The organism is Sulfuricurvum sp. (assembly GCF_028688295.1).
Lineage (GTDB): Bacteria > Campylobacterota > Campylobacteria > Campylobacterales > Sulfurimonadaceae > Sulfuricurvum.
The window spans coordinates 1-21,461 of sequence record NZ_JAQTYM010000026.1; the positions used below are offsets into that span (position 1 = coordinate 1).

The 21,461-nt window shown below is 42.6% G+C and carries 20 protein-coding genes and 5 tRNA genes; 1 reads left to right on the plus strand and 24 read right to left on the minus strand.

What is annotated here, in order from left to right:
- The 19 genes from rpoC to PHR02_RS07105 form a co-directional block, all read right to left on the minus strand.
- Positions 1-3,128: DNA-directed RNA polymerase subunit beta' (rpoC, locus tag PHR02_RS07015; RefSeq protein ID WP_299990556.1), on the minus strand; the 3,128-nt coding region annotated here is incomplete at its 3' end.
- Positions 3,121-7,266: a DNA-directed RNA polymerase subunit beta gene (rpoB, locus tag PHR02_RS07020; RefSeq protein WP_299990558.1), complete on the minus strand. Its 4,146-nt coding sequence runs from the start codon at positions 7,264-7,266 to the stop codon at positions 3,121-3,123. The genes rpoC and rpoB, both read right to left, overlap by 8 nt.
- 168 nt (positions 7,267-7,434) lie before the next feature.
- Positions 7,435-7,803, minus strand: coding sequence for a 50S ribosomal protein L7/L12 (gene rplL, locus PHR02_RS07025; RefSeq protein ID WP_299990560.1), 369 nt, complete (start codon positions 7,801-7,803; stop codon positions 7,435-7,437).
- A 68-nt stretch (positions 7,804-7,871) separates the two neighbouring features.
- Positions 7,872-8,357 carry a 50S ribosomal protein L10 gene (rplJ, locus tag PHR02_RS07030; protein WP_299990562.1) on the minus strand — a complete coding sequence of 162 codons (486 nt, stop codon included), beginning with the start codon at positions 8,355-8,357 and terminating at the stop codon, positions 7,872-7,874.
- Positions 8,358-8,480: 123 nt separating this feature from the next.
- Positions 8,481-9,176 carry a 50S ribosomal protein L1 gene (gene rplA, locus PHR02_RS07035; protein WP_299990563.1) on the minus strand — a complete coding sequence of 232 codons (696 nt, stop codon included), beginning with the start codon at positions 9,174-9,176 and terminating at the stop codon, positions 8,481-8,483.
- A 68-nt stretch (positions 9,177-9,244) separates the two neighbouring features.
- On the minus strand, positions 9,245-9,670 hold the full coding sequence (rplK, locus tag PHR02_RS07040) for a 50S ribosomal protein L11 (RefSeq protein WP_015654570.1): 426 nt from the start codon (positions 9,668-9,670) through the stop codon (positions 9,245-9,247).
- Positions 9,671-9,691: 21 nt separating this feature from the next.
- Entirely contained in the window at positions 9,692-10,222 is a 531-nt protein-coding gene (nusG, locus tag PHR02_RS07045; RefSeq protein WP_299934305.1) for a transcription termination/antitermination protein NusG, read from the minus strand.
- Between the two features lie 9 nt (positions 10,223-10,231).
- Positions 10,232-10,417 carry a preprotein translocase subunit SecE gene (gene secE, locus PHR02_RS07050; protein ID WP_295011310.1) on the minus strand — a complete coding sequence of 62 codons (186 nt, stop codon included), beginning with the start codon at positions 10,415-10,417 and terminating at the stop codon, positions 10,232-10,234.
- Positions 10,418-10,480: 63 nt separating this feature from the next.
- Positions 10,481-10,556 (minus strand) — tRNA-Trp (locus PHR02_RS07055).
- Positions 10,557-10,588: 32 nt separating this feature from the next.
- The gene (gene rpmG, locus PHR02_RS07060; RefSeq protein ID WP_294894180.1) at positions 10,589-10,741 is read right to left on the minus strand and encodes a 50S ribosomal protein L33; all 153 of its coding nucleotides are present in this window, start codon (positions 10,739-10,741) and stop codon (positions 10,589-10,591) included.
- A 38-nt stretch (positions 10,742-10,779) separates the two neighbouring features.
- Positions 10,780-11,979, minus strand: coding sequence for an elongation factor Tu (gene tuf, locus PHR02_RS07065; protein ID WP_295052837.1), 1,200 nt, complete (start codon positions 11,977-11,979; stop codon positions 10,780-10,782).
- 97 nt (positions 11,980-12,076) lie between these two features.
- Positions 12,077-12,151: transfer RNA gene (locus PHR02_RS07070), tRNA-Thr, on the minus strand.
- A gap of 99 nt (positions 12,152-12,250) precedes the next feature.
- A tRNA-Gly gene (locus PHR02_RS07075) sits at positions 12,251-12,327 on the minus strand.
- A gap of 3 nt (positions 12,328-12,330) precedes the next feature.
- Positions 12,331-12,416, minus strand: a tRNA-Tyr gene (locus tag PHR02_RS07080).
- A gap of 55 nt (positions 12,417-12,471) precedes the next feature.
- Positions 12,472-12,548, minus strand: a tRNA-Thr gene (locus tag PHR02_RS07085).
- A gap of 66 nt (positions 12,549-12,614) precedes the next feature.
- On the minus strand, positions 12,615-13,352 hold the full coding sequence (locus PHR02_RS07090) for a YaaA family protein (RefSeq protein ID WP_299990567.1): 738 nt from the start codon (positions 13,350-13,352) through the stop codon (positions 12,615-12,617).
- Positions 13,352-14,503, minus strand: coding sequence for a sodium:proton exchanger (locus PHR02_RS07095; RefSeq protein WP_299990569.1), 1,152 nt, complete (start codon positions 14,501-14,503; stop codon positions 13,352-13,354). The genes PHR02_RS07090 and PHR02_RS07095 overlap by 1 nt, the downstream gene beginning before the upstream one ends.
- Positions 14,504-14,515: 12 nt before the next feature.
- A complete protein-coding gene (mgtE, locus tag PHR02_RS07100) occupies positions 14,516-15,868 on the minus strand; it encodes a magnesium transporter (protein ID WP_299990571.1) in 1,353 nt (450 codons plus the stop codon).
- Positions 15,850-16,749, minus strand: a complete 900-nt coding sequence (locus PHR02_RS07105) for a radical SAM protein (protein WP_299990573.1) — start codon at positions 16,747-16,749, stop codon at positions 15,850-15,852. Before PHR02_RS07105 ends, mgtE begins: the two co-directional genes overlap by 19 nt.
- Positions 16,750-16,761: 12 nt before the next feature.
- Between PHR02_RS07105 and PHR02_RS07110 the strand changes: the two genes are divergently transcribed.
- Entirely contained in the window at positions 16,762-17,085 is a 324-nt protein-coding gene (locus PHR02_RS07110) for a thioredoxin family protein (RefSeq protein WP_299990575.1), read from the plus strand.
- Here PHR02_RS07110 and PHR02_RS07115 read toward each other — a convergent pair.
- From PHR02_RS07115 to PHR02_RS07135, 5 genes are read right to left on the minus strand one after another with little or no spacing between them, the layout of a single operon-like run.
- Positions 17,069-17,821 (minus strand): RNA methyltransferase, encoded by a 753-nt coding sequence (locus tag PHR02_RS07115; protein ID WP_299990576.1) that lies wholly within the window; start codon positions 17,819-17,821, stop codon positions 17,069-17,071. The two genes, PHR02_RS07110 and PHR02_RS07115, sit on opposite strands and share 17 nt — an antisense overlap.
- Positions 17,821-19,737 (minus strand): transketolase, encoded by a 1,917-nt coding sequence (gene tkt / locus PHR02_RS07120; RefSeq protein WP_299990577.1) that lies wholly within the window; start codon positions 19,735-19,737, stop codon positions 17,821-17,823. Before tkt ends, PHR02_RS07115 begins: the two co-directional genes overlap by 1 nt.
- Before the next feature lie 3 nt (positions 19,738-19,740).
- The gene (locus tag PHR02_RS07125; RefSeq protein ID WP_299990579.1) at positions 19,741-20,589 is read right to left on the minus strand and encodes a polyprenyl synthetase family protein; all 849 of its coding nucleotides are present in this window, start codon (positions 20,587-20,589) and stop codon (positions 19,741-19,743) included.
- Between the two features lie 43 nt (positions 20,590-20,632).
- Entirely contained in the window at positions 20,633-20,998 is a 366-nt protein-coding gene (gene panD / locus PHR02_RS07130; protein ID WP_299990581.1) for an aspartate 1-decarboxylase, read from the minus strand.
- 3 nt (positions 20,999-21,001) lie between these two features.
- Positions 21,002-21,376 (minus strand): (2Fe-2S) ferredoxin domain-containing protein, encoded by a 375-nt coding sequence (locus PHR02_RS07135; RefSeq protein ID WP_299990583.1) that lies wholly within the window; start codon positions 21,374-21,376, stop codon positions 21,002-21,004.
- Positions 21,377-21,461: the final 85 nt, after the last annotated feature.

A 21,461-nucleotide genomic window follows, 5' to 3' on the forward strand; every position in this document is an offset into this window, starting at 1 on the left:
TCGTTCTCTTTTACCACACTGCCATTTTCATATGGAAGATAGAATTTACCTTCGATTTTACCACTAACCCCTGCGAGTTCATTCGGTTTTGCCACTTCATTTTTTCGAAGGGTATAACGGACAGTTTGTTCACCTTTAACACTCACAATGATTTCATCATGAATGGTTTGGATCTCAACCGTTCCGCTAAACGGAGCTTTGATTTTCGGCTCAACCAAAAGGATTGCCGCATTACGACGATTTGCAACGATTTGTTTTCCCTCTTTTGAAAGGTACGTTTTCATGTTGTAATAACGGATGAAACCTTCTTTAGTTGCAACAACTTGACGCTCTTCACGTGTACTTGACGCCGTTCCCCCAACGTGGAAGGTACGAAGTGTCAACTGTGTACCCGGCTCTCCGATGGATTGTGCCGCGATAATACCAACCGCTTCTCCGCGTTTAACGATGCCGCCACTTCCGAGGTTAAGTCCGTAACAAAGGGCACATACACCACCCTCAGATTTACACGTTGTCGGAGTACGGATTTGAACCGAACGGATACCCGCTTCGATCACTTTTGAGGCTTTGATCTCATCGATCAGCGTTCCCTCAGAGTAAAGGATTTCATTGGTGATCGGATCAATCGCATCTTCTGCCAATACACGGCCGTAAATACGGTCTTCCAACGGCTCGATTAATTCATTACCGACAGAAATATCGGTGAGTTCGATCCCCTCATGGGTACCACAATCGTGCTCAACGATTTTCACGTTTTGTGCAACGTCAACGAGTTTACGAGTCAAATAACCCGCATTCGCTGTTTTAAGCGCGGTATCCGCAAGACCTTTACGAGCACCGTGGGTAGAAATAAAGTACTCTAAAACGTTTAGACCCTCTTTAAAGTTCGAGATAATCGGAGTTTCGATGATCGAACCATCCGGTTTCGCCATCAAACCACGCATACCGGCAAGCTGACGAATTTGAGCCGCAGATCCCCGCGCTCCAGAGTCTGCCATCATAAAGATGGAGTTAAACCCGTCTTTATCATTTTGAATCAGCTCCATCATTCCGCCAGCAACGGTATTATTAGTATCCGTCCAAACGTCAATAATTTTGTTATAACGTTCTTGCTCGGTCAATAGACCCGCTTCGAACTGTTTTTGGATCTCTTTAACACGGTTTTTAGAGGTAACAATCAATCCTGCTTTCATTTCAGGGATAATAATGTCAGTAATAGAAATTGAAACCCCTGATTTAGTCGCATATTTGAAACCAAGGTTTTTCAAATCATCCAAGAACCCAGCAGTTACTGCAATTCCACCATGTTTATTGACGTAGTCAACAAGGATAGAGATATTTTTCTTTTTCATCACAACATTCCAAAGCTCTGCTGGAACGAACGATGGCAAGATTGCTTGTAAAATCATACGCCCTGCAGTGGTGTGAATCACACGTCCATCGACACGAGTACGAACTTTTGCATGTAAATCAAGTGCATTATGCTCTAATGCAATCATAATCTCATCAACACAGCTGAAAAGTTTATTTGACCCTTTAACATCATTTTTGCCAAGAGTCAGATAATAAAGACCCAAGACCATATCTTGTGAAGGTGTTGCAATCGCTTTACCCGATGCAGGAAGCAAAATGTTCATCGATGAGAGCATCAATACTTTACATTCTGCAATCGCTTCAGCTGAAAGAGGAACGTGAACCGCCATTTGGTCACCGTCGAAGTCCGCATTGAAAGCGGCGCAAACGAGAGGATGCAATTGGATTGCTTTACCGTCGATCAGTTTCGGGTGAAACGCTTGGATCGAGAGTTTATGCAACGTCGGTGCACGGTTAAGCATAATCGGATAACCCTCAACGATCTCTGCAAGACATTCCCAAACTTCATTGGTTTTCTCTTCGATCATTTTTTTCGCCGCTTTCACGGTAGTCGCATACCCTTTATCTTCGAGTTTTGCGATCAAATGAGGTTTGAAAAGCTCCAATGCCATTTGTTTCGGCAATCCGCATTGATCCATTTGAAGGTTTGGTCCAACAACGATGACCGAACGTCCCGAGAAGTCAACACGTTTACCAAGTAGATTCTGACGGAAACGCCCTTGTTTACCTTTGATGATCTCAGAGAGAGATTTCAACGGACGTTTATTTGCACCTTTAACAGCGTTCGCACGACGACCATTGTCAAACAAAGCATCTACTGCTTCTTGCAACATACGTTTTTCGTTACGTACGATAATTTCCGGTGCTTCGAGTTCAATAAGACGTTTAAGACGTTGATTACGGTTGATAACACGACGATAGAGGTCATTGACATCAGATACCGCGAATTTTCCACCATCCAAACTTACCAACGGACGAAGTTCAGGAGGCAAAACCGGCAATGCGGTAAGCATCATCCACGCAGGATTATTACCTGAATTCAAGAAGGATTCAATAACTTTCAAACGTTTAATGATAGTTTTACGTTTTGCTTCCGAGTTAGTCCCTGCTACTTCTTCTTTAAGTGAAGAGAAGAGATCAACTAGATCAAGTTCATTCAACAATTCACGAACCGCTGATCCACCCATCTCTGCAGAAAAACCACTGTCTCCGTAACGTTGTACCAATGTACGGTATTGCTCTTCGTTCAAGACATCGTATTTAAGAACCGACGATGTTTGCTCACCATCGTAATATGCTTCTCCACCGCTTTTAACGATGTACGCTTCGTAATACAATACGCGCTCAAGGTCCTTCATTTTCACGCCGAGGAGTGTTCCGATACGGCTTGGAAGTGAACTAACATACCAAATATGTGCAACCGGAGTAACAAGATCAATGTGTCCCATACGGGTACGGCGAACTTTTGCCGATGTTACTTCAACACCACATTTTTCACAAATGACACCTTTATAACGCATTTTTTTGTATTTTCCGCACAAACATTCGTAATCACGAACCGGTCCGAAAATTTTGGCACAAAATAATCCGTCACGTTCCGGTTTAAGGGTACGATAGTTGATGGTTTCTGGTTTTTTAACTTCACCGTGACTCCATGAGAGAACTCTCTCAGGAGACGCGAGTCGAAATTGGATTTGTTTAATATCGACTGGGCGATTCTCTTCCGTTACGGCAACCGGTACTAATTTACTCATTGTCATCCACCTCGTCAAAAATCTCAATATCGAGCGCCAATGATTGGAGCTCTTTCGTTAATACGAATAATGTTTCAGGGATACCGGATGGCGGTACACTTTCACCTTTCGTAATTGCTTTGTACGCACGTACACGTCCATCAACGTCATCCGATTTAATCGTCAACATCTCTTTAAGAACGGCAGAAGCACCGTATGCTTCAAGTGCCCATACTTCCATCTCCCCGAAACGCTGTCCGCCGAAGAGTGCTTTACCACCGACCGGTTGTTGAGTAACAAGAGAGTATGGTCCAGTTGAACGAGCATGTACTTTCTCATCAACCAAGTGATGAAGTTTAAGCATATACATGTAACCGACGTTAACGCGTTCTTTCATCTGATCGCCCGTTTTACCGTCGAACAATACCATTTTTCCATCAGCGTCAAGTTTAGCTAATTCAAAGAGTTTTGCGAATTCAGCTTCGGTTACCCCTTCGAAAATAGGAGTAGCAAACTTAACCCCTTTTGACCAATCCTGAGCATACCCAAGGAGAGTTTGATCATCCATTTCACCGAGTACTTTTGCAGCATTCATAAGACCCGCTACGTCTGCGAAAGAGATCATTTTTGCACGAAGGTCACCAATAAACTCTTTTTGTTTTGCTTCGAAAATATCTTGGATTTGGAACCCAAGCTCTTTCCCAACCATACCAAGGTGCATCTCAAGGATTTGCCCGATATTCATACGAGACGGAACCCCGAGTGGATTCAAACAAACGTCGACCGAACGACCATTTGCCATGTACGGCATATCAACTTGAGGAACAATGATCGAAACGATACCTTTGTTCCCGTGACGTCCCGCCATTTTGTCACCGACTTTGAGTTTGCGTTTGGTTGCGATATAAACTTTTACGAATTTAACAACACCGTTAGGGAGGATGTCGTCTTTTTCCAAGATAGAGAGTTTTTCTTCATGTTCGTCACGGAATTTTTTCTTCTCTTTTTGGAAATGGTTTTTCGTTTGGTTGTATTTCTCTTGAATATCGTCACTAAATGCTTTAACGACATTATTCATCGCAAAACGGTTAACCTCTTTAAGATCATCTGCTTTGACATTTTCACCCGCTTTGTACTCATTACCATTGATACTTACATCAGTGAGTAATGGGTATTTTGTCAAAAGTGAAATAATGCGTAGCATCTCTTCTTTGTCGATCATGAGAAGACGATCATAATGTTCGCGTTCAAGTTCATCACGTTCAGCTTTTTCAAGTTCTAAAGTACGAGGATCTTTATCGTATCCTTTTTTAGTGAACACTTTAACGTCGACAACAACCCCTTCCATACTTGGCGTACAGTAGAGTGATTTATTGACAACGTGACCCGCTTTTTCACCGAAGATAGCACGTAACAAACGCTCTTCCGGAGTCGGTTTAACTTCACCTTTTGGTGAAACTTTACCAACGAGGATCATTCCACCTTGAACATAGGTACCGATTTTAACGATACCGCTCTCATCAAGATGTGAAAGTTCATCATCCCGAACGTTCGGGATATCACGAGTAATCTCTTCGACACCGTGTTTGAGTTCACGTGCTTCCGCCTCTTTTTCATAGATATGAACCGAGGTAAATGCATCTTCGCGGATCATACGCTCAGACATAACGATAGCATCCTCGAAGTTGTATCCGTTCCACGGCATAAACGCAACGAGTGCATTGATACCGAGTGCCAACTCACCCTGATCCATGTTCGGACCATCCGCGATGATTTGATCTTTAGTAACCAATTGCCCTTGTTTAACGATCGGTTTTTGTAAGAACGTCGTATTTTGGTTGGTACGAAGATTCTTCTGCAACGGATAGTAATCGATAAACGTTCCGTCTTCATCTTCACCCATCACATAAATGTGTTTAGAGTCAACTTTCTCAACAACTCCGCTACGCTCAGCTTTTACGCACTCCCATGAATCACGAGCAACAAGTTTTTCAACCCCTGTTCCGACCATAGGTGCTTCAGGACGCAATAACGGTACCGCTTGACGTTGCATGTTCGACCCCATTAGAGCGCGGTTCGCATCATCGTGTTCCAAGAAAGGAATCAAACTTGCCGCAACACCGACAACCATGTGTGGTGTCAAGTCACGAAGCTCACACTCTTTTGGAGAAACCAAAGGATACTCACCATCTTGGCGTGTTTCAACCAGATCATCGAGGAAATTACCTTTGTCATCAACACGGCTTGATGCCGCAGCAATTACTTTTCCTTCTTCTTGAGTCGCAGTCAAATAGACTACTTCACTTGTTACCACACCGTCTTTAACAACATTATATGGAGCCTCAATAAATCCGTGCTCATTAACTTTTGAATAGGTTGCCAACGTATTGATCAAACCGATGTTTTGTCCCTCAGGAGTCTCAATCGGACAGATACGACCGTAATGAGTCGGGTGAACGTCACGTACTTCAAATCCGGCACGCTCTTTTACGAGACCACCCTCTCCGAGAGCTGAAAGTCGACGTTTATGGGTAACTTCCGACAACGGATTCGTTTGGTCCATAAATTGTGATAATTGTCCGCCGCTGAAAAACTCCATAATGGTAGATGTGATCATTTTTGAGTTGATCAAATCATGCGGCATCAACTCAGTGGTCGGTCCGCTCATTGTTGAGAGTTTATCTTTGATCGCTTTTTGCATTTTGATCAAACCGTTGTGTAACTCGTTTCCAAGCAACTCGCCGATTGAACGGATACGACGGTTCCCGAGATGGTCACGATCATCAATGTGACCTTGGCCATTTTTAACTTTAATAACGTATTTAACCGTATTGATAATGTCTTCGTTAGTCAAGACAGTAACGTACTCAGGAATATTCAACCCGAGTTTATGATTCATTTTCATACGACCAACACGTGTAAGATCATAACGTTCAGGATCAAAGAAAAGTTGATTAACAAAAACTTTTGCCGCTTCTTTCGTTACTGGCTCACCGGGGCGCATTACTTTGTAAATGCGAATCGCCGCAAGATCATTTTCATCTTCGATAATTTCAGTTTGACGGAGTAATTTCAAAGAATCGGTATCCGCAGCAAATGCATTGATAATAGAGCTATCGTGCCCTTCTGCAAGGTCATTTGCAATAACAAACTCTTTAACACCTGCTTCAATCATTTTTTTAAGTTTACTCTCATCAAGCTGTGCCATAGTGTCGAACATTACTTCACCGGTAACCGCATCGATGATTGGTTCCGCTAAATGACGTTCAATCAATGTTTCGATCGGGTATTGAATTGCCTTAACACCCTCAGAGATCAATTTCTCCGCTTTTTTAGCCGAAAGACGCTTGCCAGCAGCAACCAATAATTTACCATCGCTGTCAATCAAGTCATAATCAAGACGACCGGCAAATTGTTCAGGATCAAAATCCATTAAATATTTGTTTTCTTCAAGACGAATTTTTTGCAATGGATAGAACATTTTTAGAATATCTTGTTTGCTATACCCGAGTGCACGGAACATAATCGTAACCGGTACTTTACGGCGTTTATTGATACGCATATAAAGAATATCTTTCGGATCGTACTCAAAATAGAGCCATGAACCGCGGTCAGGGATAATTTGACCGGTAAAGATCATTTTGCTTCCGGCAGTAGTTGATTCTTCTTCTTTGAAGATAACCCCTGGAGAGCGGTGAAGCTGATTAACAACAACACGTTCTACACCATTAATAACAAACGAAGTGCGCTCTGTCATTAAAGGGATATCACGAATAAAAATTGTCTGCTCTTTGATATCTTTGACACCGGTTTTTTCTTTGGTGTTTTCGTCACGATCCCATATCATAAGACGTGTTTTCATACGCAATGATACTGAGTATGTCAAACCACGTTCCATACATTCACGTACGGTATATTTTGGGCGTCCTACTTCAGAACCCAAATATTCAAGAGAGAGACGGTTTTGTGAATCATGAATCGGGAATACCGATTGGAATACGCGCTCAATACCGCTTTTGGTACGATCTTTCTGATCTAACATCAAAAATGATTCATAAGAACTTTGTTGAAGTTGTAATAAATTCGGTACTTCAATTTGCTGGGGGGTTTTCGCGAAATCAACGCGTAAGCGGTTTCCGGAGTGAAGAGTGTTTAACATAGGCTACCTCAATCGAAGTTTTTGATCCCATAGGGATAAGTGCAAAGTCTATGACTCAAGCGTCCTTGAGTCTATAACGACGTATGGGCACTTTACGAAGAGGTTAAAAACCCGCTTCGTAAAGTGCCCTGTGGGAGGTGGAGGCAAAAGCCTCCTATCAAAATATGATTATTTGATTTCGACGGCAGCGCCAGCTTCTTCAAGCTCTTTTTTCGCTGCTTCGGCATCTTGTTTAGAGATACCTTCTTTGATTGTTGTAGGGGCACCTTCAACAGCATCTTTAGCCTCTTTAAGACCAAGACCTGTCATTGCGCGTACTACTTTAATTACGTTGATTTTTTTCTCACCACCGTCTTTCAAGATAACATCAAATTCAGTTTTTTCTTCTGCAGCTTCTGCAACAACAGCAGCACCAGCAACCGCTACCGGTTGAGCAGATACTCCGAATTTTTCTTCGAATTCTTTTACAAGCTCAGAAAGCTCGAGGACAGAAAGATTTGAGATAAACTCAAGTACGTCTTGTTTTGTAACAGCCATAGTATTCTCCTATTGGAATTTTTATTTTTTATGCCGATATTTTTATCAGCGGTTTTTCAAAGCAACAATTACGCTGCTTCTTCTTCTTTTTTACGTTTAAGCGCATCGAGTCCGATTGTAAAGTTGCGAACTGGTCCCATCCATACAGATGCCAACATTCCAAGCAACTCTTCACGTCCCGGTAGGGTTGCAAATGCACGAACTTTCGTCTCATCAGCGGCTTCACCGTCAATGTACGCTGTTCGGATAACAAATTTATCATTTGCTTTTGCGAAATCTACCGCTGTTTTAGAAGCAGCGATAGCGTCAGCTCCCCAAACAAAGATATTAGTATCTTTAATTTCGATGCCGCTCATTTCTGCGTTGTTCAAAGCGATAGTAGCAAGTGTATTTTTAATAACTTGAACTTTTGTCTCTTTTTCACGTGCAATTTTACGAAGCGCTTCGAGTTCAGACACTGCTAAACCGCGATAGTCACACATAATAACTGCTGCAGAAGATTTGAACTCATTAGTTAGAGTACTAACAATCTCAGATTTCTGTGATTTATTCATAGTTTCTCCTTTCCAGACATAACAACTTCAAGCGGGGCAGATAGTTCTGATTAAGGCGTAAGCCCCCTACTGTCTTCAGTCCATAAGATAAAGACGAAGCGATGCTTCATCATTCAAGAGTGATTAACGGATATCCAATAACTCTTGTGTTTCGAATTTAATTGCAGGACTCATTGTGAGAGACAATGCTGCATTTTTGATGTAACGACCTTTTGCCGTTGATGGTTTAGCACGGTTGATTGCACCAACGAATGCTTTAATATTTTCTTCAATTTTATCAGTATCGAAACTCACTTTACCGATACCGGCATGGATGTTCCCTTTTTTATCAACACGGAAATTTACTTGTCCGCCTTTAACATTCGCAACCGCTTTTGCGATATCTGCTGTAACCGTTCCTGTTTTAGGATTCGGCATCATCCCTTTTGGCCCGAGGATACGTCCTACTTGACCAACGAGACCCATACAGTCCGGTGCAGCAACAACGATATCGAAGTTGATGTTACCCGCTTTGATTTGCTCAACCAAATCATCGCTTCCGACGATATCAGCACCGGCAGCTTTTGCTTCATCCGCTTTTGCACCTTTTGCGAAAACCGCAACGCGAACCACTTTTCCTGTGCCGTGAGGAAGTACAACGGCACCACGGATCATTTGGTCAGCGTGACGTGGGTCAACACCAAGATTAAGTGCAATTTCAACGGTTTCGTCGAATTTTGCTGATTTAAGCTCTTTTACGAATGCCGCAGCATCCGCAACAGAATAGCTTTTAGCCATATCAATTTTTTCACTAAGTTGTTTGTAGCGTTTTCCAGCCATTTGAATTCTCCAATATTAGAATCTGCCGCAAGATTTAGCCTCTTTGCGGTCGAAGAGTAGTGTAGAAATTAATCTACGATATCAACACCCATTGAACGTGCAGAACCAGCGATTGTAGCAGCTGCTGCATCGATGTCATCTGTGTTCATGTCTTGAATTTTTTGCTTAACGATTTCCATCAATTGAGCTTTAGTGATTTTACCCACTTTGTTTTTCATCGGATTATCAGTCCCTTTTTTAAGACCAGCCGCTTTCATGATGAGAGCAGATGCCGGAGGCTGTTTTGTGATGAATGAAAACGTTTTGTCCGCATATACAGTAATAACAACAGGGAGTTTAAAACCTGCCTTATCTTTTGTACGCTCGTTGAACGCCTTACAAAATTCCATGATGTTAACACCACGTTGACCGAGTGCTGGTCCAACCGGAGGGGCTGGATTAGCCGCGCCGGCTTGTACTTGCAACTTGATGTAGCCCGTAATTTTCTTTGCCATTTGTGCTTCCTTTTTTTGAGATTAAATTATTTTTTCGACTTGCGTGTACGATATATCTACCGGAGTACTGCGTCCGAAGATAGAAACATTGAGTTTCAACGTGCCGTGTTCAAGATCGTATTCATCGACTGTACCGGTGAAGTTCGCAAACGGCCCGTCTACGATACGAACCATCTCTCCGTTGTCGAAGAATACTTTCGGTTTCGGAGCCGAACGGTTCGTTACACGATCCAAGATAACGGCAATGTCATTGTCGCTAAGGGGAGTCGGTTTATTTGATTCACCGATAAATCCTGCTACGCGGGGAAGCGATTGGATTCGGTGCTGTAAATCAATACTAAGATCCATATTTGCAAAAACGTATCCTGAGTAGAGTGAACGTTCCGTAATTTTCTTTTTACCGTTTTTTACTTCGATAACATCTTCTGTTGGGACGATTACTTCGGTAATTACCTCTTGAAGGTTATTTTCGGCAATGATATTTTCGATAGCGGCTTTAACACTGCGCTCACTACCGGCATAGGTTTGAATTGAGTACCAAAGATGTGCCATATTTTTTCCTTAACTCAAAATTGCCGAAACGGTCGAAGACATAATAAAATCAACTAATGCTAAAAACAATACCACAAAGGTAACCACAGCAATAACCGCTATAAATGCCTGTTTAACCTGTGGTTTAGTTGGGAAAATAACTTTTGCAAGTTCCATTTTCGCATTGTGAATGGTTTGACTGAATGTGTTTTTCATTTATTGTATCCTCTGGACATTTCCAACGAATAAAGCTCGTAAGCATCATTAGTAGAAAATGGGTGGCAGGTCAGGAGGGATTCGAACCCCCAACAATCGGATTTGGAATCCGGCGCTCTACCATTGGAACTACTGACCTATAAATACTAAGAATCCCCGAGGGGAAACAACTTAAAGTTTTGCTTCTTTATGAATCGTGTGTTCACGACAAAATTTACAAAACTTACGTACTGAAAATTTTTCAGTATGAGTTTTTTTATTTTTAGTGGTGTGATAGTTACGACGAGTGCACTTTTCACACGCTAAATGGATATTTTCACGCATGTTTTACCTTATGATTCCAACCCGAGGGTTGGGGAAAATTATGCAAGGATTTTAGAAACAACCCCAGCGCCGACAGTACGTCCGCCTTCACGGATAGCAAAACGAGTACCCTCTTCCATAGCGATCGGGTGAATCAATTCAGCATTGATTTTCACGTTATCACCAGGCATAACCATCTCAGTACCTTCTTGTAAGGTGATAGCACCTGTACAGTCAGTTGTACGAACATAGAATTGTGGGCGGTAACCGTTGAAGAATGGAGTATGACGTCCACCCTCTTCTTTGCTTAATACATAAATCTCAGCCTCAAATTTTGTGTGAGGAGTGATTGATTTAGGTTTACAAAGAACTTGTCCACGCTCAACATCTTCTTTCTTAGTACCACGGAGAAGAAGACCACAGTTGTCACCCGCTTCACCCATTTCCATCTCTTTACGGAACATCTCAACACCTGTTACAGTTGTTGTTTGAGTGTCACGGATACCAACGATCTCGATAGTTTCACCGATTTTGATTGTACCACGTTCGATACGACCAGTAACAACAGTTCCACGACCAGAGATAGAGAAAACGTCCTCTACCGGCATCAAGAAATCTTTATCTGTTTCACGGATTGGTTGTGGGATATAAGCATCTACCTCAGCCATAAGCTTTTGGATTTTTGCTGACCACTCACCAAGAGTACCAGTTTTTGCCTCTTCAAGTGCACGAAGAGCTGAACCAGCAACGATTGGAGTATCATCACCAGGGAAATCGTACATATCAAGAAGTTCACGAATTTCCATCTCAACAAGTTCAAGAAGTTCTTCGTCATCAACCATATCTTCTTTGTTCATGAAAACAACGATGTATGGAACACCAACTTGTTTAGAAAGAAGGATGTGCTCACGTGTTTGTGGCATTGGGCCATCCGCTGCAGAAACAACAAGAATAGCGCCGTCCATTTGAGCAGCACCGGTAATCATGTTTTTAACATAGTCGGCATGTCCAGGACAGTCAACGTGTGCATAGTGACGATTGTTTGTTTCGTACTCAACGTGTGAAGTAGCGATGGTAATACCGCGCTCACGCTCTTCTGGTGCATTATCGATTGCATCGTAATCCATCATTTTTGCGCCGTTTGTTACCGCAAGTACAGCTGTGATTGCTGCAGTCAATGTAGTTTTACCGTGGTCGACGTGACCGATTGTACCGATGTTACAATGTGGTTTTGTACGTTCAAATTTCTCTTTTGCCATAGTGTCCTCCGACTGAATGTGTAAATGAATTTGGAATTATACCAAAAAACAGCTGAAATAGCTTTCAAGCTTTCAAAAAAAATTACAATATTATTACTGGAGCTCACGAGCGGATTTGAACCGCCGACCTCTTCCTTACCAAGGAAGTGCTCTACCCCTGAGCCACGTGAGCATAAAACAATGATATATGTATTTTGGAAGCTTAAAAACTATTTTACGTTTTAAGGTAATGATGAAGTAGTAATTATGAAATGTATACTTCAGCTCCCAGTGGAGCGGGAAACGAGACTCGAACTCGCGACATTCAGCTTGGAAGGCTGACGCTCTAGCCAACTGAGCTATTCCCGCAGATGGTGGTGAGAGAAGGATTCGAACCTTCGAAGATAAAAATCAGCAGATTTACAGTCTGCCCTCGTTGGCCACTTGAGTATCTCACCACGGCCATAATCTGGTCTAACACTGATAAATGTAATGCGTTCCGATTTCATTCAATGGTGCCGGCACGAGGATTTGAACCCCGGGCCTATTGATTACAAATCAATTGCTCTAGCCAACTGAGCTATGCCGGCATTGGTGAAATGGAGCCGAAATTATATACACTCTTTCCTAAAATGTCAAGCCCATTTGGAAGAAACTCAAACAATTGAATAAATGACCTCTTTTTTCTTTTTGCTTTGGAGGATTTCTTCTACTATTAGCCCCTTGATATTAAGTCCTAAAAGTTCATCGATAGAATGTATCTGATTGCTGGCTACTTCACGTAAAATGATTCCACGATACGCTTTTGCCCAATGGCTTACCACTTTACCATTTTTGAGAAATTTCAATGTAACTATCGGTTTTATGGGTATATAAAATTTATCGTAATACCCTGCACGTAAATCTAGTACCTCATTATCTGCGATTATTGCATCCAAAGCGGCACTGAAATGCTTTTTGTAATGTTTATCGGGTATAAATTCTCCGATCGATGAGCCTTGTTTAAGTTTATAATCGGGAATCAGATCAGAAGCTTTCAGTGGACCAAAAAGATTGGAAAAGAGTATCGTGTGTGTATCAATGTAGGTTTTAGCTTCCAAACTTAAATGGAAGTAATCGAGATAATCATATGCTACCCCATCATAGCGTTCAATCGCTTTCATCGTTGCAGTGGAGGTAAGTGATTTGCGATAACGGCTATATATTTGTGGATCTTTGATTCCAAAAAGCTCATAAAGATCTTCGTCGCTCCCGTTTTGGATCAGTAACTCATACTGCCGCAATACTTCAAAACGTTTGGAATAAAGTTCGGGGAAAATAAGGCTTTGTTGAGTGAGAGCAGGGAACGTTCCCCCCTCCCGTTTCCCTTCGCTAGGTGAAAAGAGTATAATCATCAGTAATAAGCCGCGATAATAGCATAACTGAGGAAGAACATCATGTGTGACGCCCCCTCGAAATAGTTGGTCTCACCCTCATCCGTCGTTTTCCATACCAAGAGAATAGTTAAAAGTAATGCTCCTATTTGAAGCGGGTTAAAATCGAGGGTAAGATTTATCCCAGACATATATGCCAACATCATCAAAATAGGAACCGTTAGTATAATCGATACAGTAGACGCTCCCATGGCGATATTAACAACGCGCTGAATTTGATCGTTACGTGCGGCACGCACTGCTGTAAATATTTCAGGAGAAACACTGATAATGGCAATAACAAGCCCCGCCAATCCTGCAGAGATACCATACTCTTTAGCGAGATAAACCCCTTCTCCGGCAAAGATCTCTGCCCCAAAAGCGATAATACCGATAAAACCAAAAATAGCAGCGAAGTTAACAGGAGTACTCAAATGCTCAAAGATATAATCACTGGTTTCATTTTCATCAATCTCTGCGTCCTCTTCCTCTTGGAGTTTTCGTTTCAAACGGAAAAAACGACTACGAGCCGTTGCTTTAAAAAAATGGGTGTGTGTACGAGTTTGAAAAATAAAAATAATAATGTAAAAAAGGAGCAATACCCCCGCTATTAAATGGCTCACTTGTGTTAAAGATTCACTTCCATGTTCGGTATGGCTCAATAATCCCGGAACCAATAACGCACTAGAAGCAACGAATAAGACTGTGCTGTACGCACTGGAGGTCTCTTTGTTGTGTTGTTGCTGTGTATAGGCAAGTCCCCCCAAAAATACTGCAAGCCCAAGGAGTACATTCAAATCAACAATAACCGCAGAGATTATCCCCCCCTTGACCGTCTCTAATACTTCTGGAGAGTGTTTAACTTCTAATAAAATGACATAAAGGAGAATAATCTCTACCGCAACGGCACTAAAGGTGAGTACAAAACTACCATAAGGTTCTTGGAGGCGCTCTGAGAGAATATCTGCCACTTCGGCAACCGTTAATGAAAGAGCTGCAATACCAATAGCCGCAAAGATTGTGGCCATAAGAGAGTCATTCTGTGAATGATAGATAAATGCAAGTGCGATGGCTGTGATACCGATAAAGATATCCCAGTAGTCTTCAATAAAATAGCGTATCCGCCTATCCAAGGGTCTATCCTTTTAAAGTAATATAAGTGTTGCGAGCCCTAAAAAGCTCAAAAATCCAACTACGTCGGTAACGGTAGTTAAAATAACGGTCGAACCTATTGCCGGGTCAATACCGGCACGACGAAGCCCCAAAGGGATAATAGTACCGAAAAACCCCGCAAAGAAAAGATTAATAATCATCGATAATGCAATTACTAGGCCAAGCAATGGGATTTTAAACCATAAATAAGCTACCAAACCAATAAGAATAGAAAAAATAACCCCATTAAAAAGAGCCAATAATACCTCTCTTTTAACGGTAGCATAAGCCTCTTTTCCTTCAATCTCACCCAAAGCAATCTTACGAACCGTAACGGTCAAGGTTTGCGTTCCCGCATTTCCCCCCATCGAAGCAACGATCGGCATTAAAATAGCCAAAGCGACAATCGCTTCAATCGTTGCATCAAACATTCCAATGACAACGGATGCTGCTATCGCTGTTAAGAGATTGATGCCTAGCCAAATCGCACGGGTTTTTCCGATACTCCAAAACTCTTCATCATCTTCTGCCTCTTCGTTTACCCCTGCCATGTGGTAAATCTGTTCGGTCGCCCGCTCTTCCATAACGTCATGGATATCATCAGCAGTAATACGCCCTAAAAGAATTTGATTTTCATCCACAACCGCAAGGGTATTGAGGTTATAGTTGGCGAATACTTCAACAACATCATAAATATCATCATGCGCATGCACATGGACCGTATTGTGCCCATCATGCATAATCTCTCCGTAGAGTTCATCCGATTCATGAAGGATTAAATCCTCCAATAAAATTGCTCCGATTAGGCGGCGATGTTTATCCACGACAAAAGCCTGATGGACGTTGTCGATCAGTTCATCGGCTTTCATGGCACGAAGACGTTTGATCGAATCTCCGACACTCTCATCGGCGCGTGTTTCAAAAAGCTCGGTCTGCATGTATGCGCCCGCTTCATTATCTTCATACGAGATAAGCGTTTCGATCGTAGCACGGTCATCATCTGAGAGTTTGGAGAGGACTTCTTCAGCCAGTTCTTCATTCACCTCTTCGATATTTTGAATCAAATCGGCGGCATCATCGGTATCAAGTTCAGAAGCCAAACTTGCGAGATGTTCAGCCCCTAACTGCTCATACGCTTCCTCCATGTGTTGTTGAGGCATCTCAAGGAGAACCTCTGCCAAAATCTCATGCGGAAGTGTTTCGAGAATTTGACCGTAAAGTTCTTCATCTTCATCATGGAGGCTTTTAAGCAAACTCGCAATCTCATAAATATGGACGCTTTCGTCAATACCTTCATTAAAAAGGGCAACACGATTATTAATCGATTCTAGTATATTTTCTGACACATTTGCTCCTTTATAGTGAATCGCTCTTTGTAGGAGCACTTTTGACACAACTCTTCGCTGCATATCCCTTTGGAAAAACCGTTGGTTATGTCGGAGGAGCGTTTTGATATCAGAATTTTACCCAAATTTGTCTCCCTCAGGTTACCCAACTCCATAACCCCCTCCGAATCCAAACAACACGGGACAACTCGACCATCGGATAAAATCCCGATCTGTTTGCTCAATCCTTGACAGTAGCCATCGCCTGCAATCGCATTCTCCAGATTCGGCCATTCAAAATAGCGATCAAAATGGAGCAGTATTTTGGAGGCCAATCGAATCGATTGGCGCTCTCCGCTAATCTGCGAAGCAATCATCCCAGTCTCAAAAGAAAAGTGTTTCTCCAAAAGCTCAAACAATTTTGCATTGAAAAGGGCTTCGCTCCCCTCCTTATCCAAATTCCAAACTCTTAGATTGATAAAAAAATCGCCGTTATTGGAAAGCTTCTCATTACACAGCTCTAAAATAGGCTCCATATAGCTTTCAAACATTCGAGAAACACTGTTTTTATTGAAACTGTTGAGTGAGATGTTCACTTGACGCAAAGCAGGGTGAAATAATGCTGATCGCCGTACCTCATCGAGATAAAATCCGCTAGTGGTGATCATCACTTTTAGTCCGCTACTTCGTGCAATATCCAAATATTCAGCAAGATTACTCAGCACCATTGGATCACCCATCACATGGAGCGCAATTTCATCCGTATAAGAGGATAACTCTTCGACTACTTTTTTAAAAAATGGGAGTTCCATCGTTGTGGACGGTTTTGTTTTCGGAGGGCAAAAACTGCATGAGAGTCCGCAAACATTGGTTATTTCAACATAAGCACGACTGAATTTCATTATAATCCTTTTATGCAAACCTTAGAACTACTCAACCAAACCCTAAACACAAATGATGCGGTCATGCTCTATTTTAGCGCACCCACTTGTAACGTCTGCCATGCCCTAAAACCCAAACTGACCGAAGCCATTATGGAGAATTTCCCCTCTTTTGTCATTGAGAGTATCGACATCTCAGAAACCCCTGAAATCGCATCCCATTTTACCGTTTTTACTATTCCGACAGTGCTAATATTTTTTCAGGGGCGAGAATTTTTGCGGAAAAGCCGGCACATGAGCGTCGGTGAAGTGGTCGAAGATATCCGCCGACCTTATACCCTTATGGTAGAAAGCTGACAATCCCTGCCGTTACGGCAACATTGAGGGACTCCACTCCGCGATGCATTTCTATCGATACGCTGTGAGTAGAAGCACGCATCACCGCATCACTGACCCCTTCGGATTCATTACCTAACACAAAAATAGCCCGAGGCGGAATTTTCAATGTATGAATATCTTCTTTGGCATGCGATGAGAGGGTAATAATTGCCGTATCTTTCAGTCCCAATATCTCAGACAAATCTTCACAATAATAGATCGGTATTTTAAACAATGTCCCCGCTGAGGCTTTCATCACCAAAGGGGAGAGTTTGGTGCTGTTTCGGCGCGGTAATACAATCCCATCAATTCGACTGGCGGCAGCGGATCGGACAATCATCCCCAAATTTTGAGGGTTATTAATCCCATCGAGAGCTAAAAGACGAAACGAATCCGGTAAATCGGTCGCAATATTGGAGGCACTACGGTAGTTTTGGCTCACGACATCAATCGCAACCCCTTGATCCTGAGCACTGTTTTTTGAGATACGGGATAACGACTCTTTGGTATGGTATTTGATCTCCACACCACGCATCTCGGCTAACGCCATAATCTCTTCAATCGTCTCATCGGTGCGGTTGCTTTTGGAGAGATGAAGCTTATGGATCTGTACCGCATCATCTCGCAATACTTCGACCGCGACGTTGCGGCCGTACAAAGTAATCAGCGAATCAAAAAAACGCTTCTTCTCTAAATATTCAGGAGAGTCCTGCATTAGATTTTTGCCGCAACGGCTTCCGCAGTAAACCCAAATTTCTCAAACAGTTTATCGGCCGGTGCACTCGCACCGAACCCCACCATGGCAACTACTGTATCAGCAAAACGGTACCATTCTAACCCACGTGCCGCTTCAATCGCAATCTTTTTCGTGTCTGGTTTAATAATAGTATCGATATAAGTTTGAGGCTGTTCCAATAACAAGTCAAAACAAGGGACGCTCACAACGTTAGCGGCAATTCCGCGAGAGGAGAGGAGTTCGGCAGATTCAATTGCCAAACCAACTTCAGAACCTGATGCCATCAAGGTAACGGTTGCATCTTTGCGTTCTACCAATAGGTATCCGCCGTTTTCCACATCTCCGTGAACCGCAGTAGGGAGAAGCGGAAGATTTTGGCGTGAACAGACAAAGGCTGATGGTGAGTGTTTCATCGAAAGAGCTTTTTGCCAAGATTTGACATTTTCCACACCATCCGCCGGACGGTAGACGTAGAAATTCGGCAACGCTCTAAACTGACTCAAATGCTCAATCGGCTGATGGGTAGGACCGTCTTCACCGACACCGATACTGTCATGCGTCCAAATAAAGAAATGCTGAATACCGCTCAACGCCGCAATGCGGGCAGAGGGCTTGAGGTAATCACTGAAAACAAAGAAGGTTGCACTAAACGGCATAATCGGCCCGTATAATGCCATCGCATTCGTAATTGAGGCCATCGCGTGCTCACGGATACCAAAATGAATATTTTTACCTTTAGGGAAATCGCCCATATTAGCAAGTTCCGTTTTGTTAGAGGGGCCAAGGTCAGCCGATCCGCCTAAGAACCCGGGAATTGCTTTGGCAATCGCGTTTAGAATAATTCCATTAGTATTACGGGTCGCATCGGCTTTTTCGAAACTAGGCCATTGGATTCGAGCGAAATCAGGATTCATTAACTGCTCATACGCTTCGTTTTGTTCAACTAACGGAAGCTCTTTAATGCGGTGATTCCACTCGCGCTCTGCTAAGTCCCCTTTTTCGATCGCACAGCGGAAACGCTCCAACACATCCGCATCGACGGTAAATGTCGCTTCAGGATCAAATCCTGCCGCAATTTTAGCCGTCTTGATCACATCATGACCCAACGGTGCACCGTGTGCGTGGTGAGACCCTTCCATTTTACCGCCCCCTTTGGCGATAACAGTATTAGCGATAATCAATACCGGTCGCTTAATCGTTTTGGCTTGTGTCAATGCACTGTCGATTTCATCAAAGTTATGTCCGTCGATTTCGAGCACGGCCCAATTTTGAGATTCGAAACGATCCCGCATATTTTCACTGAGACTAAGCTCGGTAGACCCCTCGATCGTAATACGGTTTGAATCATAAATCAATACCAGATTATCCAGCCCCATGTGACCTGCGATAGAGCACGCTTCGTAACTGATCCCCTCTTCCAAATCACCATCACCGCACAAACAATATACATTATGATCAATCAGTGCTGCCGTTTCAGAGTTTACTTTGTTACCAACGTATGCGGATCCCATTGCAAAACCAACCGCATTGGCGATCCCCTGACCCAAAGGCCCTGTAGTAATCTCAACACCTGCTGTATGCCCAAACTCAGGATGACCCGGAGTTTTAGAATCCAATTGACGGAAGTTTTTAAGATCCGCAATCTCCAACCCGTATCCCCATAGGTAATACAAAGAGTAGATCAATCCCGTCCCATGTCCGCCGGAGAAAACCAAACGGTCACGGTTAAGCCACTTTGGATTTTTTGGGTTATGGTTTAAATGTTCAGAGAGAACAACAGCGATATCCGCTAACCCCATCGGTGCACCAGGATGTCCTGAATTGGCTTGCTGAACCATATCTGCCGCTAAAAAGCGGATTGTATCAGCCATTTTCTGACGTATTGAATTACTCATTGTTTAGTCCTTGTGTCGGTTAATGTAGTGATTAAGTGTTGGTGACAATTCACGTTGCAAATTCTCATCAAAACTCATCATTTGTTGGGAAATCTTATCGGCTAAAACATTAGCTTCTTCCATCGCTTTCTCGAAGCCAAGCAATGTCACAAAACTGTTTTTCGCTTGATCGTTATTCGTTGTTTTACCTGCTTGAATCTCATCTTGAGTCACATCCAAAATATCATCTTGAATTTGGAACAGTAATCCCAAATCAATCCCAAAATCATATAATATCCCTGCAAGGTCATCACGTCCAATGATAAAAGCACCCATCTGTAAAGATGCAGCGATTAATTTTCCGGTTTTATGAATATGGAGCATTTTGACCTGTTCTAATTCCAAGCGCTGATTTTCAAAATGACAATCAATCGCCTGTCCCAAAACCATTCCATTTACTCCTCCGTTGTATGAGAGTGAACGAACCAATTTTACAATAATCCGATCAGAAAACGGAGCGTTAGAGAGTACTTCAAAAGCATAAGTATTGAGTGCATCTCCTGCTAAAATAGCACATACTTCATCATACGTTTTGTGAAGAGTAGGAAGTCCTCTACGCAAATCAGCATTATCCATAGCCGGAAGATCGTCATGAATCAAAGAGTACGTATGAAGCAATTCAATCGCCAGTGCAGCATGATAAGCACTTTGCGTCAAAAGTGGGTTATAGGCTCGAACTACTCCTAGAAGGAGAGCAGGTCGAAACCGCTTCCCGCCACCAATGAGCATTTGATGCAACGAAATTTCATAATGAGGGTGAAAAGATGCAGCAGAAGGAAGGTGTGCTGCTAAAAACGCTTCAAACTGCTCCATGTTTACCCCACTATTTTTTAGCGAAATAGTAGCATGAGGGAGCTTATATCTTCTCGATTATGTCAGTGATAGCATTATCATCATCGACCAATACAACTGTAGGTTTGTAATTTTCGAGTTCACTATCATTGTACGTAGCGTACGCAACGATGATAATTTTATCACCCTTATGCACCTTACGAGCCGCAGCACCGTTGAGGCAGATATCACGTTGGCCGCGCTCACCAAGTATAATGTAGGTCGAAAACCGCTCACCATTATTAATGTTGAGAATTTCCACTTTTTGACCCACACGCATTTTAGAAGCTTCCAAAAGTTCTTCGTCAATCGTGATGGAACCGACGTAATTAAGATTAGCGTCGGTTACGGTTGCACGGTGAATTTTACTGTAGAGCATTTCGATCAACATCGATTAGCGTCCCATCTGCTTCATCATCTCAGCCGGTGTTATCGCTGTATCCCATAACTCTGCTGGGATAACATACTCTTCTACCACTTCGCCACCGATGATATGACGATCAATAATTTCATTGATTTTTTCTTTAGTGAGCCCTGAGTACATAACATGACCAGGTTCAACCAACATAATTGGACCAACATTACAGCGATTCATACATGATGTACGGATCGGTTGTACGGTTGCGATAAGACCTTTTTGCATCAAAGTCTGCGCTAAATGTTGAAATAAATCCTGCGTCTGTGGATTAACACAGCTTGGTTTTGGCATGCCTGGAGGAGAACTTTGCTCACATTTAAATATATAAAACGCCGGTTGTGGGATACCCATCTACTACATCCTTGAAATTAGTGTGCTTTTACACCGCAAATTAATGACGGTATTATAGCCAAATCCTACTAGTGCATATTAAGCT

Excerpts from the sequence above, each read along its gene's own strand:
- rplL (WP_299990560.1), bottom strand. The coding sequence starts at position 7,803 with ATGGCTGTTACAAAACAAGACGTACTTGAGTTTATCTCAAATCTTTCT.
- rplJ (WP_299990562.1), bottom strand. The coding sequence starts at position 8,357 with ATGAATAAATCACAGAAATCTGAGATTGTTAGTACTCTAACTAATGAG.
- rplK (WP_015654570.1), bottom strand. The coding sequence starts at position 9,670 with ATGGCAAAGAAAATTACGGGCTACATCAAGTTGCAAGTACAAGCCGGC.
- panD (WP_299990581.1), bottom strand. The coding sequence starts at position 20,998 with ATGTTGATCGAAATGCTCTACAGTAAAATTCACCGTGCAACCGTAACC.
- rplA (WP_299990563.1), bottom strand. The coding sequence starts at position 9,176 with ATGGCTGGAAAACGCTACAAACAACTTAGTGAAAAAATTGATATGGCT.
- secE (WP_295011310.1), bottom strand. The coding sequence starts at position 10,417 with ATGAAAAACACATTCAGTCAAACCATTCACAATGCGAAAATGGAACTT.
- rpoB (WP_299990558.1), bottom strand. The coding sequence starts at position 7,266 with ATGTTAAACACTCTTCACTCCGGAAACCGCTTACGCGTTGATTTCGCG.
- PHR02_RS07090 (WP_299990567.1), bottom strand. The coding sequence starts at position 13,352 with ATGATTATACTCTTTTCACCTAGCGAAGGGAAACGGGAGGGGGGAACG.
- PHR02_RS07105 (WP_299990573.1), bottom strand. The coding sequence starts at position 16,749 with ATGAAATTCAGTCGTGCTTATGTTGAAATAACCAATGTTTGCGGACTC.
- PHR02_RS07125 (WP_299990579.1), bottom strand. The coding sequence starts at position 20,589 with ATGGAGCAGTTTGAAGCGTTTTTAGCAGCACACCTTCCTTCTGCTGCA.
- tkt (WP_299990577.1), bottom strand. The coding sequence starts at position 19,737 with ATGAGTAATTCAATACGTCAGAAAATGGCTGATACAATCCGCTTTTTA.
- PHR02_RS07135 (WP_299990583.1), bottom strand. The coding sequence starts at position 21,376 with ATGGGTATCCCACAACCGGCGTTTTATATATTTAAATGTGAGCAAAGT.
- tuf (WP_295052837.1), bottom strand. The coding sequence starts at position 11,979 with ATGGCAAAAGAGAAATTTGAACGTACAAAACCACATTGTAACATCGGT.
- nusG (WP_299934305.1), bottom strand. The coding sequence starts at position 10,222 with ATGGCACATCTTTGGTACTCAATTCAAACCTATGCCGGTAGTGAGCGC.
- PHR02_RS07110 (WP_299990575.1), top strand. The coding sequence starts at position 16,762 with ATGCAAACCTTAGAACTACTCAACCAAACCCTAAACACAAATGATGCG.
- rpmG (WP_294894180.1), bottom strand. The coding sequence starts at position 10,741 with ATGCGTGAAAATATCCATTTAGCGTGTGAAAAGTGCACTCGTCGTAAC.
- PHR02_RS07115 (WP_299990576.1), bottom strand. The coding sequence starts at position 17,821 with ATGCAGGACTCTCCTGAATATTTAGAGAAGAAGCGTTTTTTTGATTCG.